The 11550-nt window shown below is 74.5% G+C and carries 9 protein-coding genes and 2 pseudogenes; 5 read left to right on the top strand and 6 right to left on the bottom strand.

All coding sequences use genetic code 11. The features are described 5' to 3' along the window. The 3 genes and pseudogenes from AB8Z36_RS18050 to AB8Z36_RS18040 form a co-directional block, all read right to left on the bottom strand. Positions 1-87: pseudogene (locus tag AB8Z36_RS18050) on the bottom strand (fluoride efflux transporter CrcB); the annotation flags it as partial. Continuing rightward, positions 84-563, bottom strand: coding sequence for a fluoride efflux transporter CrcB (gene crcB, locus AB8Z36_RS18045; protein WP_369214350.1), 480 nt, complete (start codon positions 561-563; stop codon positions 84-86). The gene crcB and the pseudogene AB8Z36_RS18050, both read right to left, overlap by 4 nt. A 138-nt stretch (positions 564-701) precedes the next feature. Then, positions 702-1493, bottom strand: coding sequence for a helix-turn-helix transcriptional regulator (locus AB8Z36_RS18040; protein WP_369214349.1), 792 nt, complete (start codon positions 1491-1493; stop codon positions 702-704). A 415-nt stretch (positions 1494-1908) separates the two neighbouring features. On the opposite strand from AB8Z36_RS18040, the gene AB8Z36_RS18035 reads away from it, so the two are divergent. Further along, positions 1909-5124 carry a bifunctional cytochrome P450/NADPH--P450 reductase gene (locus tag AB8Z36_RS18035; protein ID WP_369214348.1) on the top strand — a complete coding sequence of 1072 codons (3216 nt, stop codon included), beginning with the start codon at positions 1909-1911 and terminating at the stop codon, positions 5122-5124. Between the two features lie 71 nt (positions 5125-5195). Here AB8Z36_RS18035 and AB8Z36_RS18030 read toward each other — a convergent pair whose 3' ends face one another. Beyond that, positions 5196-6623, bottom strand: a complete 1428-nt coding sequence (locus AB8Z36_RS18030) for a dihydrolipoyl dehydrogenase family protein (RefSeq protein WP_369214347.1) — start codon at positions 6621-6623, stop codon at positions 5196-5198. Positions 6624-6785: 162 nt separating this feature from the next. On the opposite strand from AB8Z36_RS18030, the gene trxA reads away from it, so the two are divergent. After that, positions 6786-7172, top strand: a complete 387-nt coding sequence (gene trxA, locus AB8Z36_RS18025) for a thioredoxin (protein WP_369214346.1) — start codon at positions 6786-6788, stop codon at positions 7170-7172. A gap of 28 nt (positions 7173-7200) precedes the next feature. Here trxA and AB8Z36_RS18020 read toward each other — a convergent pair whose 3' ends face one another. After that, the gene (locus AB8Z36_RS18020; protein WP_369214345.1) at positions 7201-8235 is read right to left on the bottom strand and encodes a LacI family DNA-binding transcriptional regulator; all 1035 of its coding nucleotides are present in this window, start codon (positions 8233-8235) and stop codon (positions 7201-7203) included. Between the two features lie 168 nt (positions 8236-8403). On the opposite strand from AB8Z36_RS18020, the gene AB8Z36_RS18015 reads away from it, so the two are divergent. Then, complete coding sequence (locus AB8Z36_RS18015) at positions 8404-9834, top strand: amidase (protein WP_369214344.1); 1431 nt, start codon at positions 8404-8406, stop codon at positions 9832-9834. Between the two features lie 31 nt (positions 9835-9865). Then, entirely contained in the window at positions 9866-10324 is a 459-nt protein-coding gene (locus AB8Z36_RS18010; RefSeq protein ID WP_369214343.1) for a type II toxin-antitoxin system PemK/MazF family toxin, read from the top strand. On the opposite strand, the gene AB8Z36_RS18005 is transcribed toward AB8Z36_RS18010, so the two are convergent. Next, on the bottom strand, positions 10299-11147 hold the full coding sequence (locus AB8Z36_RS18005) for a TIGR02452 family protein (protein WP_369214342.1): 849 nt from the start codon (positions 11145-11147) through the stop codon (positions 10299-10301). The genes AB8Z36_RS18010 and AB8Z36_RS18005 overlap by 26 nt on opposite strands. A 159-nt stretch (positions 11148-11306) precedes the next feature. Between AB8Z36_RS18005 and AB8Z36_RS18000 the strand changes: the two are divergent. Then, a pseudogene (locus tag AB8Z36_RS18000) lies at positions 11307-11550 on the top strand (hypothetical protein); the annotation flags it as partial.

The raw sequence follows: 11550 nt of genomic DNA, 5'->3' as shown, positions 1-11550 counted from the left end.
GTTCAGGCGCGTCCTGACCGCGCGGTCGGTGAGATGACGCAGAGGCGCGCCGATCATCGCCCCGGCGATCACGGAGAGCCAGTTCACCGGCGCCCCACCGCCACGAGCCCGCGSRYCSYSMWCGCCGCGCCCCACACCGCGAGGAGCGCGGCGATCAGGGTCAGTGCCAGATAGGCGAGGCCCGTGCGGGCGTGGCCGCCGCTGACCAGGCGCTCGACGTCCAACGCGTACGTCGAGAACGTGGTGAAGCCGCCCAGCACCCCCGTGCCGAAGAACGGCCGGAGGAGGGGATGCGGGGACCACACTTCGGTGATCAGGACCATGAAAGCGCCGATGACCGCGCAGCCGAGGACGTTCACCGACAGGGTCCACCAGGGGAAGGCGCCGTCGGCCGCCGGCCAGAGCAGGGAGGCGCCGTAGCGGGCGGAGGCGCCGAGCGCGCCGCCGACGGCCACGGCCGTGAGGACGCGGCCCTGTCCGCGCAGCAGGTCTTGTCGCTCCGGCTGTTCCGGCTGCTCCGGCTGCTCTGGTCGCTCCCGTTGCTCCGGTCGTTGCGGGGGCATGTTCCTCCTACTCGCCGTCGCCCGTCCGCGGGCGCGCTCGTTCGCAAGTAGGGACCGTTGGCGGCTGGGGTCGCCGCGGTTCGGGTACGGCGGGCCCCACCGCCGCGCGGGGCCGGGCGGGCCACCGCTGCCCTCAGGCTAACGCGTACGCGGGGCGCCCGCGTCGCCGGGCCCGCGCCCGCGCGGGTCGTGCGGCGGGGCGTAGCGTGCGGCGGGCGACGCCACCCTGGGCGGCCACGCGGCCGGGTCGAGCAGACCCAGTACGTAGGCCCTGGCCACCAGGGCCGTACGGTTCTGCACCCGCAGTCTGCGGCAGAGGCGGGACAGGTGGTAGTTGACGCCGTCGACACCGATCCCGACCGTCCGCGCCACGACGGCCGTCGTGGCGCCGCCCGCGACGAGGCGCAGGATGCGGGCCTCCTGCGCGCTCAGCGCCGGGTGCGCGAAGTCCGCGAACTCCTTGTCACCGCCGTGGCCGTCGTCGCCGCCCCCGGCGCCGTCCGTCGGCGCCTCGGCGACGCGCAGGGTCACCAGGAGCGGCGGGGTGTCGGCCAGCGGGTCGGGGACAGGTTCCACGGTCACCTGTCCGTGGCGGGCGGTGCCGTGGACCCGCCAGCTCACCTCGACCGGGTAGCGGGACCTGCGCCCCGAGCGCATGGCCTCGTCGAGCTTGCGGAGCTGGCCGCTGTTGGTCGGCGTGAGCAGGTCGAGCAGCAGCCGGTTCTTCACCCGGCCGGGCCGCAGCCCGAAGGCCGCCGCGAACGCGGGGTTGGCGACGGAGACGACCCCTTCGGTACTGCTGATGGCGGTCGCCGCCGGTGACCGGTCGAGCAGACTGAGGAACCGGCCCCGCCACACGACGGCGTCCGCACCCCGCGCACCAGCGCCCTGTGCACCCACCTCCTGCGCACCCACCTCCTGCGCACCCACCTCCTGCGCACCCGCCTCCTGTGCACCAGATCCCCGCGCACCAGCGCCCCGCGAACCGACGGCACCCGCACCCGACTCCGCACCGGCACCCACGGCCCCCGGCCCACCGGCGTCCGAAGCCGTCCCGCATCCCTCAGCCGCCGCCCGATTCCGGCCCGCGACCGCCCCGGTCCCGGTCCCGGTCCCCGCGTCATCCGCCCTGCGCGACACGCCTCCACCCCTTCCGCCGCATACCTCCACCTCGCGCGAGGCCGAGACCGGTCCGGGCCGTGTGCGCAAGGCGTGTCGCCGAAATGCTCCCTACAAGATTATGTAGTTCTCGCGGCCGACGGGCTCAGGGGGCGCGCCACCGTGGAGTCCGGCGCCCGCCGCATGGGGCGTCGGACTCCCTGCCCCACGGGAAGAGGCACTGGCCATGAGTGAAGTCATCCCCACGGTCGACGTGACGGCAACCGGGCTCACCCGTACGCCGATCCAGCAGGCCGTGGAGTTCGCCCGCCTGCACGGGCCCCTCTACATCCGCAGCCACCACGGCCGCGACATCGTCTTCGCGGGGTCCCTCGCCCTGGTCGAGGAGCTCTCCGACGAGACGCGCTTCGCCAAGGGCGTGGGCCCCGCGCTGGAAAACGTCCGCGGCATCGCGGGCGACGGACTGTTCACCGCGTACAACGACGAGCCGAACTGGGCCAAGGCGCACGACATCCTGCTCCCCGCCTTCGCCATGAACTCGATGCGTACGTACCACCCGCACATGCTGCGCGTGGCCAGACGGCTCATCGCCTCCTGGGACGGCCGGTTCGCGCCGGGCGCCGCCGAATCCGCGCCGGTCGAGGTGTCGGAGGACATGACCAGGATGACCCTGGACACCATCGGCCTGTCCGGCTTCGGCTACGACTTCGAGTCCTTCGCCCGCACCGACCCGCACCCCTTCGTCCAGGCCCTGGTCCGGGGTCTCGCGCACAGCCAGGCGAAGCTGGCCCGCGCGCCCGGCGGTGACTACGCGGCCGAGGACGAGGCGTTCGCGGCCGACGCCGCCCATCTCGCCCGCGTCGTTGACGAGGTGATCGGCGCGCGCAAGGCCACGGGCGACGCCTCGGCCGACGACCTGCTCGGCCTGATGCTCAACTCCCCCCACCCCGGGAGCGGCGAGGCACTGGACGAGGCCAACATCCGCAATCAGGTCATCACCTTCCTGATCGCCGGGCACGAGACGACCTCGGGCGCGCTCGCCTTCGCCCTGTACCACCTGCTCAAGAACCCCGCCGCCCTGCACCGGGCGCAGGCCGAGGTGGACGCCCTGTGGGGCGACTCGCCGGACCCGGAGCCGTCGTACGAGGACGTGGGCAGGCTGCGCTATGTCCGGCAGGTCCTGAACGAGGCGCTGCGCCTGTGGCCCACCGCGCCCGCCTTCCAGCGCGTGGCCCGCGCCGACACGGTCATCGGCGGCCGGTATCCCGTCGCGGCGGGCCAGAGCCTGGTGGTGCTCACCCCGATGCTGCACCGCGACCCGGTGTGGGGCGACAACGTGGAGGAGTTCGACCCCGAGCGTTTCACCCCGGAGGCCGAGGCGGCCCGCTCCCCGCACGCGTACAAGCCGTTCGGAACCGGTGAACGGGCTTGTATCGGGCGGCAGTTCGCGCTGCATGAAGCCACGATGCTCCTCGGCATGCTGGTGCACCGCTACCGGTTCATCGACCACGCCCGGTACCGCCTCCAGGTCAAGGAGACGCTGACCCTCAAGCCCGAGGCGTTCACGATGACCCTGGCCGCCCGTACCCCTCAGGACCGCGCGCACACCCGCGGCGCCCTGCGCGAGCTGGCTGCCCTGGCCGACCCCGTGGGCCGCACGGACGCCGTCCCGGGCGCGGAAGCGGGTCTGCCGGAGCGGGCCGTGGCGGGCACCGCCCTGACGCTGCTGCACGGCACCAACTTCGGCACGTGCCGCGCGTACGCGGAACAGCTCGGCGAACTCGGCGCGGACCTGGGCTTCGAGGTGCGGGTGGCGCCCCTGGACGAGGCCGCGGGAGCGCTGCCCACCGACGGTCCCGTGGTGATCGTCGCCGCCTCCTACAACGGTCAGCCCACCGACGACGCCCGTGCCTTCGTGTCCTGGCTGACCGAGGCCGGTCCGGACGCGGCGTCGGGGGTCCACCACGCCGTGCTCGGCGTCGGCGACCGCAACTGGGCCGCGACCTACCAGCGGGTGCCGACCCTCATCGACGACCGCCTCGCGGCGTCCGGCGCCACCCGCCTGCTGGCGCGCGCCGAGGCCGACGCCTCCGGAGACCTGGCCGGAGCGGTGCGGCGCTTCACCGCCGCCCTGCGCACCGAGCTGCTGCGCCGGTACGGGGACCCGGCGAGCGCGGGTGGGACCGGCGCCGCGCCCGCGCCCCACGGCTATGACGTCATCGAGGTCAGCGGCGGTCCCCTGGCCGCGCTGGCCGCCCGGCACGAGACGGTGCCGATGACGGTCGTGGAGGCGCGCGACCTCGTCGACCCGAGTCACCCCCTGGCCCGCCCGAAGCGGTTCCTGCGCGTCGCGCTCCCCGAGGGCACCGGCTACCGCACGGCGGACCACCTGAGTGTCCTGCCGGTCAACGGCCCGGAGCTGGTGGAGCGTGCCGCGCGGGTGCTCGGCGTGGACCTGGACACGGTCCTGAACGTCCGGGCGCACCGGCCGGGCCGCTCGACGCTCCCCCTGGACCGCCCCCTCACCGTCCGCACCCTGCTGAGCCACTACGTCGAACTGCGCGACGCCCCCACCACCGCCCAGGCCGCCGTGCTCGCCGAGCACGATCCGTGCCCGCCCGAGAAGGCCGCGCTCACCCAACTGGCCTCCGTCAAACAGGCGTTGGAGGCTCACCGGGGCAGTCTGCTCGATCTGATCGAGGATCACCCGGCGCTGCGCGGACAGCTCCCCTGGGCCGTGCTGCTCGACCTGCTGCCGCCCATCCGCGTCCGCCACTACTCGATCTCCTCGTCCCCGGCGGTGTCGCCGGGCCACGCCGATCTCATGGTCTCGCTCCTGAGCGCCCCCCACCGTTCGGGCCGGGGCACCTTCCGGGGGAACGGCTCCTCGTATCTGCACCGGATCGGCGTGGGCGACACCGTCCACGCGCGCGTGCGGCCCTGCCGGGACGCCTTCCGCGTCCCGGCGGACAGCGGGACGCCGGTCGTCATGGTCGGCGCGGGCACCGGCCTCGCGCCGTTCCGCGGCGCCATCGCCGACCGCCTCGCGCTGCTGCGGTCCGGCGGGCGCACGGCCGCCGCCCTCTGCTACTTCGGCTGCGACCATCCCGACGTCGACTATCTGCACCGCGCCGAACTGGAGGAAGCCGAGCGCGCGGGCGCGGTGTCGCTGCGTCCGACCTTCTCCAGGGCCCCGGAGGGCGAGCTGCTGTTCGTCCAGCACCGGATCGCGGCCGAGGGCGATGAGGTGTGGCGCCTGATCGAGGAGGGCGCGCGGGTGTACGTGTGCGGTGACGGGTCCCGGATGGCGCCCGGCGTGCGGGAGGCGTTCCAGCGGCTGTACGCCAAGCACAGGGGCGGCGACACCGCGGCGGCCGAGGCGTGGCTGCGGGATCTGGTCGCCGAGGGACGCTATGTGGAGGACGTCTACGCGGGCGGCTGACCGATGCGTACGGCGCGGCGGGCCCCCGGCCATCCAGGGACGGCCGGGGGCCCGCCGCGAGCGGGAAACCGTCAGCCCCGGTAGGTCTCCAGGAGCCGCAGCCACACCTCGCTGATGGTGGGGTAGGCGGGGACCGCGTGCCAGAGGCGCTCCAGCGGGACCTCACCGGCGACCGCCACCGTCGCCGAGTGGATCAGCTCGCCCACCCCGGGGCCGACGAAAGTGACGCCGAGCAGCACCTCGCGGTCGAGGTCGACGACCATGCGGGCGCGTCCCCGGTAGCCGTCGCCGTACAGGCCCGCTCCCGCGACACCGGACATGTCGTAGTCGACGGCGCGCACCCGGCGGCCCGCGGCCTCCGCCTCCGCCAGGGTCAGGCCCGCCGAGGCGGCCTCGGGGTCGGTGAAGACGACCTGCGGGACCGCGTCGTGGTCGGCGGTGGCGGCGTGCGCGCCCCAGCGGTCGGTCTCCAGGAGCGGTACGCCCTGGGCGCGGGCGGTGATGGCGGCGCCCGCGACGCGCGCCTGGTACTTGCCCTGGTGGGTGAGGAGCGCACGGTGGTTGGCGTCGCCCACCGCGTACAGCCAGTCGCTGCCCTTCACGCGCAGGCTCTCGTCGACGTCGAGCCAGGAGCCGGGCTTCTGGCCGACGGTCTCCAGGCCGATGTCGTCGGTGCGCGGGGCGCGTCCGGTGGCGAAGAGGATCTCGTCGGCCGCCAGCGTCGAGCCGTCGTCGAGGGTGGCCTTGACCAGGCCGTTCTCGCGGGTGACGGCAGTGACGGAGACGCCGGTGCGGACCTCCGCGCCCGCCTCGGTCAGGGCGTCGCGCACCAGCTCGCCCGCGAAGGGCTCCATGCGGGGCAGCAGCCCGCTGCCGCCGCGCACCAGCATCGTCACCTGCGAGCCGAGTGCCTGCCAGGCCGTGGCCATCTCCACGGCGACGACGCCGCCGCCGACCACGAGGAGGCGGCCGGGCACATGGTCGGCCGAGGTGGCCTCGCGGCTGGTCCAGGGCTTGACGTCGGCGAGCCCGGGGAGGTCGGGCAGGGCGGCCCGGGTGCCGGTGCAGACGGCGACCGCGTGGCGCGCCCGCAGGATCTGCTCGGAGCCGTCCTCGGCGGTCACCGCGACCTCGCGCGGCCCGGTGAGGCGCCCGTGGCCCCGGTGGAGATCGACGCCGATGCTCTGGAGCCAGCCGACCTGGCCGTCGTCCTTCCAGTGCGAGGTGTAGTCGTCGCGGTGGGCGAGGACCTCGGCGGCGTCCAGCGGTCCCCGTACGGCTTCGCGCAGGCCGGGGACGCGCCGCGCGTCGGCGCGGGCGATGACGGGACGCAGCAGGGCCTTGCTGGGCATGCACGCCCAGTAGGAGCACTCACCCCCCACGAGTTCGCTCTCCACGATCGCGGCGCTCAGGCCCCCCGCGCGGGCCCGGTCGGCGACGTTCTCCCCCACGGGTCCCGCTCCGATGACTACTACGTCGTATGTCTTGGCTTCCGTCATGAGGACAGTCTCTCCGCAGGTGTGCGCCGTGGCCACATGGGTAAGCGCGCCGAACATGCCGGTGCGTGCACGGTTCGCCGCGCGCGCGGCGGGCGGAATACGTTCGTACCATCGGCCGTTACCGACAGCGGCCACGTTCCACACAGGAAGCAGGGACACACCATGAGCGCGACACTGGAGCTCACCAAGGAGAACTTCGACCAGACGGTCACGGACAACGAGTTCGTTCTGATCGACTTCTGGGCTTCGTGGTGCGGCCCGTGCAAGCAGTTCGCCCCGGTCTACGAGAAGGCGGCGGAGGCCAACCCCGACCTCGTCTTCGCCAAGGTGGACACGGAGGCGCAGCCCGAGCTGGCTTCGGCCTTCAACATCCAGTCCATTCCGACGCTGATGATCGTGCGCGATCAGGTGGCGGTGTTCGCCCAGCCGGGCGCGCTGCCGGAGTCGGCCCTGACGGACGTCATCGGCCAGGCCAGGAACCTGGACATGGACGAGGTCCGCAGGCAGGTCGCCGAGGAGCAGGCCAAGCAGCAGGAACAGGGGCAGTAGGGCACTCCACCGGCGGCACGCGGGTGGTTCAGCTGGACTCGCGGTGCACGACGTCCGCCCCGAGCACGTCGTGCACCTCGGGTTCGGTGCCCGGGTCGCGCACCACGCGGTCGACGAGTTCGGCGAGGCCGCGTCCCGAGGGCAGCTCGATGCGGACGGTGCTGAGCCGGGGGCGCAGGAGTCTGCCGAGCATCAGGTCGTCGGAGCCGATCACCGCCGTCTCGCCGGGCACCGCGATGCCCTCGTCCTGGAGCGCCCTGAGGAGCAGCATCGCGTACTCGTCGTTGTAGGCGAAGACCGCGTCGAGGTCCAGTGAGCGCCAGCGTGCCGCGAGCCGCGCGGCGGACGCCTCGTCGTAGGCGAGGGGCACCTCCGTGACGGACGCGCCGGTGATGCGGGCGGCGTGCAGTGCCTTGCGCAGCCCCTCGACCCGGGGCTCGGAGAAGATCTCCAGGCCGGGCTCCTCGGGGACGACCGCGCCGATCCGGCGCCGCCCGCGGGCCAGCAGGTGCAGGGCGGCGGCCTCGCCCACCCTGCGGCCGTCCATCAGGAGCGCGTGCGCGCCCTCGACGCGCTGGGGTCCCAGGGTGAAGACGGCTTTGGCGCCGGACCGCTTGAGGACGGTGACGCCGCGCGGGCCGAGCGCGGAGGCGTCGGGCGCGAGGATGGCGACGGGCCGCAGTTCGGCCCAGGCGCGGGCGGCGTCCTCGCCGGTCATGCCGAGGCTCGCGTACTGCACGACGGTGTAGTCGAGGCGGCTGAGCGCCCACTGGAGTTCGTTGAAGAACCGGCTGAGGAGCGGGCCCGTCGGTATCTCCGAGGTGGGCATGAGAACCATGCGGCTGTGCCCCGCGCGCAGGCTGCGGGCGGCGGCGTGCGGGACGTAGCCCAGTTCCCGCGCGGCGGCGTGCACGCGGCGGCGGGTGGGTTCGCTGATCCGGACGGCGCTGGCGTTGTTGAGGACGTAGCTGACGGTCGCGCGGGAGACCCCGGCCAGACGTGCGACGTCGGCGCTGGTCGGCACGGAGTCCCGCGCGGGCTGCTGGTTCGGTATCTGCACCATGACACCGGCATCCTCGCAGACCCTCACCAGGGCTTATCGGTTGGCAGAGCCATGTACTTTCCGGCGGGCCCGCGGCGGGCCGCGCCCCCGAACCTCCCCGGCCCCGTTCCCCGTTGAGGCTACTGACCGGTACCGTGCGGGCACCCGTCCCGACCCGGAGGTGTCCCCATGACCCCCGACCGTGCCGATGGCCTGGCGCGCACCGCCCGCGCGCTGGCCGAGGGCGAGGTGTCCGCCCGGACGCTCACCGAGCGGGCCCTGGCCAGGATCGAGGCGGCGCAGCCCACGCTGAACGCGTTCAAGCGGGTACGGGCGGACGCCGCGCTCGCCGAGGCCGACGCCGCCGACCGGGAGCTCGCGCGCGGCGGCCCCTTCCCGGAGCGGCCGCTGCTGGGCGTGCCGGTGGCCGTGAAGGACGACATGGACGTGGCGGGCGAGCCGACCGCGTTCGGCTGCCGGGGCGCGTTCCCGGCACAGGCCGAGGACTGCGAGGCCGTCCGCAGGCTGCGGGCGTCCGGAGCGGTCGTCGTCGGCAAGACCAACACCTGCGAACTCGGCCAGTGGCCGTTCACCGAGGGCCCGGGGTTCGGCGACACGCGCAACCCGTGGAACACCGCCCACACCCCCGGCGGTTCGTCGGGCGGCTCGGCGGCGGCCGTCGCCGCGGGGCTCGTGCCCGCCGCGCTGGGCTCGGACGGGGCGGGCTCGGTGCGCATCCCCGCCGCCTGGACCCACCTGGTCGGCATCAAGCCGCAGCGCGGGCGGATATCGACGTGGCCATGGCCCGAGGCGTTCCACGGCATCACCGTCAACGGCCCGCTCGCCAGGACCGTCGCCGACGCGGCGCTGCTGCTCGACGCCGCGAGCGGCAGCCACCGGGGCGATCTGCACCGGCCGCCCGCCGTGCGCGCGGCCGAGGCGGCGACGCGGGAGCCGGGGCGGCTGCGGATCGCCCTGTCGCTGCGCATGCCGTTCACCGGGACGCCCAAGCGGCTGCATCCGCAGGTGCGCCGGCGGGTCGTGGCGCTCGCGGACCGTCTCGCCGCGCTCGGCCATGACGTGGCGGAGGCCGACCCCGCCTACGGCCGGATCGGCCTCGCCTTCGTGCCGCGCGCCACGGCGGGCATCGCGGAGTGGGCCCGGCACGTCCCCGACGCCGCGCTCCTGGACCGGCGCACCCGCGACGCCGCGCGGATGGGGCGGCTGCTCGGCGGCGCCCCGCTGCGCCTCGCCCGCCGCTCCGAGGCCGCGCTGCACCGCAGCGTGGGCGCGGTCTTCAGCACGTACGACGTGGTACTCGCCCCGACGACGGCCGCTCCCCCGCCGCGCGTCGGCACCCTTGCGGCCATGAGCGGCTGGCGCACCGACCAGGCGATGATCGCCGCCTGTCCCTACGCCTGGCCGTGGAACGTCCTGGGCTGGCCGGGCGTCAACGTCCCCGCCGGACAGGTGCCGGGCGGCCTCCCGGTCGGCGCGCAACTGCTCGGCCCCGCGGGCAGCGAGCCGCTCCTGATCTCCCTCGCCGCCCAGTTGGAGGCGGACCAGCGGTGGTACGAGCGCTGGCCCGAGCCGGTCACCGGCACCGCACCCGCCCGGTGACCCGCGCCCGCCGGGCCCTACGGTGGCCGGTGTGACTGCCTACACCGATGACCAGCACGAGCAGGCCGCCCCCGGCCGTTCGGGCGCCACCGCGACCACCGAGGTCGAGCCGCGCGCGGTGGGCCGGGTGCGCATGGAGTACGCGCCGGAGTGCGACGGCGACCCCGACCCCGGCGAGATCGTCTGGACCTGGGTGCCGTACGAGGAGAACGACGGACGCGGCAAGGACCGTCCCGTCCTCGTCGTCGCCCGCGAGAGGGCGGGCACGCTGCTCGCCGTACAGCTGTCCAGCAAGCGGCACGCCGAGGACCGGGCGTGGGTGCCGATCGGCAGCGGGCCCTGGGACCGCGAGGGCCGCGACTCCTGGGTGGCCATCGACCGGGTGCTGCGGGTGCACGAGCGCGGGATGCGGCGCGAGGCGTGCGCCCTGGACCGCATGCGGTTCAACCTCGTCGTGCTCCGCCTCAAGGAGCGCTACGGCTGGCGCTGACCTCCGCCGCGAACACCGTCTCGAAGGCCGCGCGGGTCACCGCGCCCTTCGTGCGGTCGAGCACCGCGAACACCACGTGCCCGAACTGGCCCGCGAACCGGCCGCCTTCGCCGAGCAGCCCCCGGAAGGCGCCCGCGACCTGCGCGGGGTCGTTCATGAAGACGCCGCAGCCCCACGCGCCGAGCACCAGCCGGTCATAGCCGCGGGCCAGCGCCGTCTCCAGGACCCGCTCCGCGCGTCGGGCCACGGCCCGCCCGATGCCGGACGCCCGCTCCGGGGCCGCCCGGCGGATCACCCCGGCGTTGGGCGCCGCCGCCGTGAGGAAGCCGACGGTGCAAGCGGACTCCAGAAGCCGCCCGCGGTCGTCGCGGAAGACCGGCACGCCCGGTGAGTGGATCACGCGGTCGCTGTAGAACGGGTCGCGGTCGGCGCGGTGGTGGTCGTAGAAGGCGCGGACCTCCTTGACGCAGGTGTACAGCGCGGAGGCCCGGCACAGCGCCTCCTCCTGCGCCTGGGCGCCGTTCAGATACCCGCCTCCGGGGTTGCGCGCCGAGGAGAAGTTGAGCACCGCCACCGGGCCGCGCCCGCCGTCCGTGAGCCTGCGCGCCGCCTCCAGGCTGCTCTCGCCCGTCACCTCGAAGCGCGTCGGCACCGGCTCGCGCGGCACGGCCCCGACCGGCTCCGGGCCGTACATCCGCGTACCCGCGCGAGCGGCGGCCACCGCGTCGGCGATCAGCACTTTCCGGCCATCCGGTGCCGCGTACCCGCCCGCCGCGACGATCTGTTCCGTCTCCCGCGCGATCCCGCGCAGCCGGGCGCTCAACAGCCCGCCCCCGTGTCGTTCATGAACGCATGGTGAGCCGCGCACGTCGGGCGGCGCAACAGAAATATCCGGTACGGAATCGGCCCGAGGGGCACTCTTGTGCAATGCGCCGGAAGGGTTTTGGGTATATCGAGCACTCTCGAACGGAAGGATTTCCCCATGCCTGAGGGAGACTGTACGAGGCACCGGCCGCCGCTCGGCGCGAAAGCGCAGGACGCGGTGACCGAGGCCGAGGTGGAGGCGCTGGTCCGCGGCATCTGCTTCAAGACGGGCCCACCCCGCGCCCTCGGCGTCGAACTGGAGTGGCTCGTCCACGAGCCCGGGTCGCCCCACCTGCCCGTCTCCGCCCCTCGCATCGAAGCGGCGTTCGCCGCACTGCGGGCCCTGCCCCTCAACCCCCCCC

The sequence above is a fragment of the Streptomyces flavofungini genome (assembly GCF_041028215.1).
Taxonomy (GTDB): Bacteria; Actinomycetota; Actinomycetes; order Streptomycetales; family Streptomycetaceae; genus Streptomyces; species Streptomyces flavofungini_B.
Note: the sequence above shows the minus strand (reverse complement) of the source record. Positions and strands in the feature narration are given on the sequence as shown.

Excerpts from the sequence above, each read along its gene's own strand:
- AB8Z36_RS18035 (WP_369214348.1), top strand. The coding sequence starts at position 1,909 with ATGAGTGAAGTCATCCCCACGGTCGACGTGACGGCAACCGGGCTCACC.
- trxA (WP_369214346.1), top strand. The coding sequence starts at position 6,786 with ATGAGCGCGACACTGGAGCTCACCAAGGAGAACTTCGACCAGACGGTC.
- AB8Z36_RS18030 (WP_369214347.1), bottom strand. The coding sequence starts at position 6,623 with ATGACGGAAGCCAAGACATACGACGTAGTAGTCATCGGAGCGGGACCC.
- AB8Z36_RS18020 (WP_369214345.1), bottom strand. The coding sequence starts at position 8,235 with ATGGTGCAGATACCGAACCAGCAGCCCGCGCGGGACTCCGTGCCGACC.
- AB8Z36_RS18015 (WP_369214344.1), top strand. The coding sequence starts at position 8,404 with ATGACCCCCGACCGTGCCGATGGCCTGGCGCGCACCGCCCGCGCGCTG.